Source organism: Bacteroidales bacterium (genome assembly GCA_031275285.1).
Lineage (GTDB): Bacteria > Bacteroidota > Bacteroidia > Bacteroidales > UBA4181 > JAIRLS01.
Genome location: JAISOY010000146.1, coordinates 1 through 5,020, shown reverse-complemented (window position 1 = coordinate 5,020; position 5,020 = coordinate 1). Strand labels below are relative to the sequence as shown.

General features: G+C 42.5%; 9 protein-coding genes. All 9 read right to left on the bottom strand.

Annotated features, from left to right (window positions below; translation table 11 throughout):
• Positions 1-92: 92 nt before the first annotated feature.
• Positions 93-419 carry a hypothetical protein gene (locus tag LBQ60_14940; GenBank protein MDR2039216.1) on the bottom strand — a complete coding sequence of 109 codons (327 nt, stop codon included), beginning with the start codon at positions 417-419 and terminating at the stop codon, positions 93-95.
• 114 nt (positions 420-533) lie between these two features.
• Complete coding sequence (locus LBQ60_14935) at positions 534-746, bottom strand: hypothetical protein (GenBank protein ID MDR2039215.1); 213 nt, start codon at positions 744-746, stop codon at positions 534-536.
• Positions 747-785: 39 nt separating this feature from the next.
• Positions 786-1,364: a GTP cyclohydrolase I gene (locus LBQ60_14930; protein MDR2039214.1), complete on the bottom strand. Its 579-nt coding sequence runs from the start codon at positions 1,362-1,364 to the stop codon at positions 786-788.
• Positions 1,319-1,894: a 7-carboxy-7-deazaguanine synthase QueE gene (locus LBQ60_14925; protein ID MDR2039213.1), complete on the bottom strand. Its 576-nt coding sequence runs from the start codon at positions 1,892-1,894 to the stop codon at positions 1,319-1,321. The genes LBQ60_14930 and LBQ60_14925 overlap by 46 nt, the downstream gene beginning before the upstream one ends.
• On the bottom strand, positions 1,881-2,240 hold the full coding sequence (locus LBQ60_14920) for a 6-carboxytetrahydropterin synthase (GenBank protein MDR2039212.1): 360 nt from the start codon (positions 2,238-2,240) through the stop codon (positions 1,881-1,883). The genes LBQ60_14925 and LBQ60_14920 overlap by 14 nt, the downstream gene beginning before the upstream one ends.
• A 150-nt stretch (positions 2,241-2,390) precedes the next feature.
• Positions 2,391-3,149 (bottom strand): hypothetical protein, encoded by a 759-nt coding sequence (locus tag LBQ60_14915; protein ID MDR2039211.1) that lies wholly within the window; start codon positions 3,147-3,149, stop codon positions 2,391-2,393.
• Positions 3,118-3,438: a hypothetical protein gene (locus tag LBQ60_14910; protein MDR2039210.1), complete on the bottom strand. Its 321-nt coding sequence runs from the start codon at positions 3,436-3,438 to the stop codon at positions 3,118-3,120. The genes LBQ60_14915 and LBQ60_14910 overlap by 32 nt, the downstream gene beginning before the upstream one ends.
• The gene (locus LBQ60_14905) at positions 3,425-3,970 is read right to left on the bottom strand and encodes a hypothetical protein (GenBank protein ID MDR2039209.1); all 546 of its coding nucleotides are present in this window, start codon (positions 3,968-3,970) and stop codon (positions 3,425-3,427) included. The genes LBQ60_14910 and LBQ60_14905 overlap by 14 nt, the downstream gene beginning before the upstream one ends.
• Positions 3,971-4,122: 152 nt before the next feature.
• Positions 4,123-5,020: hypothetical protein (locus LBQ60_14900; protein MDR2039208.1), on the bottom strand; the 898-nt coding region annotated here is incomplete at its 5' end.

Sequence of the window (5,020 nt, the reverse complement as noted above, 5' to 3'; positions counted from 1 at the left end):
ACAGCGGATTTGTTGTGAACTTCAACTTCCTCAATCTTCTCCATCTTTCGGTGTTGTATATCTTTCGCCTGTCTGCGTCATACTGATTTCCTTTATTGTTCTTCTTCCTTTTCGGTTTGTTTATTGTCGGCATAAGCTGTTTCTTTTTTTTGCTGGAGATTTTTTATTGTTTGGAATGCTATCATCTTGAAACGATAGACAAAATGCCTTAACAGTTTTTCGTCTGTGATTTCCGGTTCCTGCAGGTTCTCACATGAAACGTATATGATAGTGTCATGGAATATATCATTAAACAGATATTGACAGTTTGGCTGTACGTGTATGATACATGACAATCTTAATATGTCGTACTGCTTTCCGATTGATATAAGTGCATGTTTGTTGGCGCTCTTTTCTTTTGTTTGTTTTCTTTTTCTCATGCCTGTCTGAAATGAAAACATAATTGCCGGTCTGTCTTAACCGTCTTCCGCTTTGCCGGCCTTCCCCGTTTCACCTTTTGTGATTTGATAAGGATATCCATATACCAATCCTCATCAAATGCAATCGGCCGGATTTGTACGGGGGTGGGGGGATGAATGTTTTAATGAACGGATTACGACATTGCCTTCCCTGTCCAATACCGAATCAATCTCCTTATCTATGAGATACCTTATTGTCGTTGATACGCTCACGCCGCATATATCCGATATTTCAGACAGCAACATTATCGTTCTTTCGTCAAGTCTGACTGATACCCTGTTTTTCATTTCCGGCCGGTTTGACTGTTTACCTCATGTTCCCTTTTATCATTTGGAAAACTCATCCAGGACTTCTTTTTCATTAAAGATCCCTTCTTTATGAATGGTTGTCATCGTCCCCTGTTTTCTCACTCCGCGCATGGATTTGCAAAGGTGTTCGGCAGTAATGGATATTACTATACCATGCGGAGGGAAATCGCCACAAAGAGCGCTTTTAATGTCTTGTACGATGTCGGTAGCAAGCCGTTCCTGTATCTGTAATTTTGCCGCATGATAATCAATCACACGGGCAATTTTCGACAGTCCCAATATCTTTCCTGCCGGGTGCGGAATATAGGCAAAATGATATGTTCCAAAGAAAGGCATCATGTGATGTTCACACATGGAATAGAAATTGCCGGAATCAATTATTATATCACTGTAAACAATCCCGTCCGCTCCATTTTGAAAAGTAGTTATTACCGGTTTTTGACTTTCATCGTAACCGCGGAAGATTTCTTTCCACATCCTAATGATTCTGGAAGGTGTATCTGCCAATCCCTGACGGTCTGGATTTTCACCGATATAGCGGAATATATCCCTTATCGAATGTTCAACAGCTTGTGTATTTGTACGGACAGTCTCCATTGCGGGTTGTCTTTTATAAGTTTCAAACAATAGTCTACGTTCTTTTTGTCTACGTCGACAGGGCTGACAAAATAATCGTCCGCCACGGGCAACAAGTGTATTTCCGGTAATATGTCTCCGGTTTGAACGGGGTAACGGATTTCGTTCAGCCGCGCAAAATTCTTATTGAGCAATCCTGCCGGAACTTTGGGGCTGCAGGAAATATAATCAATACTTCCCGGAACAGGATTTGTCCCGTTGGTTTCGATACAGTTATAAAACAAATTGAAATGACTTAATATCTCATCGGTTAATTGCAGGGTCGGTTCGCCACCCGTCCAGATAATCATACAGCAGGGGAAATACCTGTCTGCTTCCGCGATTATTTCCGCAAGGCTCATTTCTCTGTATGTTTCATGCTCCGTATCGCAAAACGGGCATTTCATATTACATCCGGCCAGGCGTATAAATACAGCCGGCATACCTGCATGTGCACCCTCCCCCTGTATGCTGTAAAATATTTCGTTTACACGTAATTTAATCCCGTTCATAGTTCGCTTGCGTTTTGGGTGTTTCACTTACCTCAACCCTGTATAACCGCGGATAGTCGCCCGCAAACCTGTCGTACAGGAATCGGGCAATGTTTTCGGCTGTCGGGTTGCTTACGGGAAGTACGACATTAAGATCCTGATGGTCTAATCTCTCATCAAGATATTTTTTTATCGGTTCCAGTTCCCGGTAATCAATAACAAATCCCACATCGTTGAGGGTCGATGATTTGAAATGAAATGTAACGGTGTAATTGTGTCCGTGCGGACGGCTGCACGGATGCGTATCAGGCAGTCCCATTAAGCGGTGGGAAGCTGAAAAATGAAATTCTTTGCTTATTCTGTACATGTTGTTTAATCTTGTGCACCGGCATAATACCGGTACCTGTTTGACAAATAATATATCGTTAATAAAAGCATGCTTGTATTTTTATCACTGTTATATTTGCGCACTTCATCATATACCTGCTCTCCAACCAACTCACGTACCCTGTCCGTGTTAATACCGGATATATGGTTTTTTTTGATGAATCCGTAACGTTTTGAAGCGACGTAGGATGTGGTCGCTTGAAGAGCAAAACCGGTTCTGATGTAACATTTGAAGTTCGGTACATCCTAACAGGTGAATATCCATGTCGGGCTTTTTGTTTTTAATATAGCAGGACAGCCGGTAGGTATCCTCCCGGTATGTGCCGGGTTTTGAAATGCGCAATTCCGGTACGCTGACAGCAAGATAATCGGAAAATTCGATAAGCCGGTCAAGCCCTTTTTGTCCATCTTCCAGATGGAAGACGTTAATTATCCGGTTAGGAATCATCTCACGCATTTTTTGACGGTATTCCCACGCCTTTTCTACTCCCAATACTTTTTGGCAATCCACCTCCACACATGTAGCTCCGGAGGAATATCGCAATGTAAATTCAACCAGGGCGTTAAACCATTTATCCATCAACGCCGCATCCTTATTTCCCTTTTGACTGCCAAACATTAAAGTAAACAGTCCGCTGTCCTGTATGCAATGCTTGGAGTTTTCTATAATATAACGAGGGATCAGATACGGATTTTCCCTTTGCCAGTCATGAGCTATCATTATCGGCGATTTGGGTTTGCCGAATATCATGCGCTCCACAAAAGGATAGGCAGAATAAAGCGTATATTTAACATTCATCGCTTTTACCGCTTCAAATTGATTTTGCGTTTCGCAGGCCACAAAGTGTACTTTGATATTATCCCTGAACAATAGCCCCGCCTTCTCCATCCTCTGTAATTTTAACATAGCTGCATTCTTTAAATGCCTTAAACAGGCTTTGAGCAATCATTTCACAGGACATGCCGCCAAACTGTGCAGGAACGCCATATATATGTGCGAAATACTCGGCAATTTGGAATTGCCGGGTAAATATCTCTATTTCGCGATTGGCGCCGGTAACCCCGAATCCGCATTCCACATGAAATATATGCCGGTGGCTGTATCGCAGGAAACTGACATTCCCGGATGCTTCGGGGTAGTAATGAAAACCTTCAATGCGGTTTTTAGTTATCGCCATCGTTTTCATATTCTTCTGCACTTTTGTTTATATCCTTTCCGCAATGCGGACAGATAACGGCTTTCCCTTTCTTGGCGTCCGGCGCCTGGCTGCCGTCAAAGAAATCCGACAAATTAATATTATCTGCTTCCTCCATGCCCAATTCTTCAATGTCTGCCTCAAACTCTTCCACCAGTACCTCCCGAATCAGTTCCGCATCAAGGTCGATGTTCTTCTTTGCTACCGTATTGGCGAGCAGGGCGGCTTCATGAAACTGCTTTGTGCCGGAATTGATGTCGACACGCCGGAGGACTACGGGACGTTTACCGTCTGTTTCAACAATGATAGGCTGCACTTCATCTCCGAAGACTTCCAAAAACTTCTCCTGACGCGCATTGCCTGTTATTATCTTGTCATCAGCAGAAACGGTAATACTTTCTATTACACCTACTTTCTCTATGGATTTTTGAAGCAGCGACATACCGTATTCTGTGTGCCGGTTGAAGTTTTTCTCATCCGAAAGAATGTCTGTTATTTTAGTTCTTTTGCTCATATATACTTGTGTTCAAGTTATTAAAGCACAAATATAACAGTTTTACTTTAAATATGCAATTTCAAATAATTAATATTCAAATCATTAATTGTTATGTTAACCGTAAATGCAGTGAAAAGAAAAACCCGCTCTTTTCAGGGAGCGGGCTGTTGTCAGTTAATGTCATTGTCTAAAAGATTATTGCTTTTTAAAAAAAGCTTAGTAGCGTAAACGGCGTTGCTTGTCATCTGCCGCTGCCAAGCTCCGAAGCGCGGAGACCATTTGAATGCCGCCCGTTTTAGCTGTGATATAATATCCGCAGAGGGCTTTTCGTCGAAAATGAGTTGTATCCGGTTTTCTTGGAAGTTGTTCACAACCTTGCCGCCCTTAAATGCTACTTCTGTGCTTTCCTTTTCGGATTTGTCTTGAATCTTTCCCCGGTTTGCTTCGGCAACCTCAAGCAATTTGAAAAATTTATGCCGCTCGGTTATCACAACACTCATCGTTTCGTTGAATTTGCGGATACAGTCGATAGCTTGCTGAACCATTTCAATATCTCCCCGCTTTGCGTAGGTTTCTACTTTTCCATAAATGGAGGAAACGAACAGGGCTTTGTTATAGCATCTCTCTGTACCGGTGTTGATTCCGTGTATTGTTGTGGCAGAACTTAAAATGTCATTTTCTAAATGCGTCCAAGCCTCATTACGTTTTTCCTCTTCCGGTCTGTTTTCTTCACGGCGTTTTGCGATAGCTTTTAATGCTTTTTCTCTCCATTGAATAAAGTCTCCCATTCTGTCATGTTCTCTTTTGTTAGCAGTTTCTGCCTTTCTAACATTGAAGCCAGACCCTCCGGTTATCGCAGAACTGGCGCAGCCTGAGCAGGCAGAAAGCCAAGCAGAGAAATATTTTTTGTAGTTTGAAATATACCGTTCTTTCTCTTCCTGCGGCATATCTTTCAAATCGGAGTTGAGTTCCCGTTCGTGTTCAATGATTGCGCTTGCGCCACGTTTTTCCGGGTCAAAAGAAATCCAGTTGAAAGCTCGGCGAGCCAAATCCCAATATTCATCAAGG

Excerpts from the sequence above, each read along its gene's own strand:
- LBQ60_14940 (MDR2039216.1), bottom strand. The coding sequence starts at position 419 with ATGAGAAAAAGAAAACAAACAAAAGAAAAGAGCGCCAACAAACATGCA.
- LBQ60_14935 (MDR2039215.1), bottom strand. The coding sequence starts at position 746 with ATGAAAAACAGGGTATCAGTCAGACTTGACGAAAGAACGATAATGTTG.
- LBQ60_14930 (MDR2039214.1), bottom strand. The coding sequence starts at position 1,364 with ATGGAGACTGTCCGTACAAATACACAAGCTGTTGAACATTCGATAAGG.
- LBQ60_14925 (MDR2039213.1), bottom strand. The coding sequence starts at position 1,894 with ATGAACGGGATTAAATTACGTGTAAACGAAATATTTTACAGCATACAG.
- LBQ60_14920 (MDR2039212.1), bottom strand. The coding sequence starts at position 2,240 with ATGTACAGAATAAGCAAAGAATTTCATTTTTCAGCTTCCCACCGCTTA.
- LBQ60_14915 (MDR2039211.1), bottom strand. The coding sequence starts at position 3,149 with ATGGAGAAGGCGGGGCTATTGTTCAGGGATAATATCAAAGTACACTTT.
- LBQ60_14910 (MDR2039210.1), bottom strand. The coding sequence starts at position 3,438 with ATGGCGATAACTAAAAACCGCATTGAAGGTTTTCATTACTACCCCGAA.
- LBQ60_14905 (MDR2039209.1), bottom strand. The coding sequence starts at position 3,970 with ATGAGCAAAAGAACTAAAATAACAGACATTCTTTCGGATGAGAAAAAC.